Annotated in this window: 1 pseudogene; it reads left to right on the top strand. The window is 45.8% G+C overall.

The window, feature by feature from the left end:
• Positions 1-275, top strand: a pseudogene (locus A3763_RS07875) (alpha-D-glucose phosphate-specific phosphoglucomutase); the annotation flags it as partial.

Genomic DNA, 275 nt, shown 5'->3' on the forward strand with positions numbered 1-275 from the left:
TAACCCTCCTCAAGATGGAGGCTTTAAATATAACCCTCCTCATGGTGGGCCTGCAGATACCGATGTTACTAACCTGATTCAGGCACGTGCGAATGAACTTTTAGCTCAAGGTATGGAAAAAGTAAAAAAGGTTTCTTATTCGCAGGCTTTGGCAGCTAGCAGTACGCAAGAAATTGATTTTGTCATGCCCTACGTGAAGGACCTGGAATCTGTGGTTGATATGTCTGCCATTTCCAAAAGCGGCTTGCGTATAGGTGTTGACCCAATGGGCGGGA

Source organism: Oleiphilus sp. HI0128, from assembly GCF_001635365.1.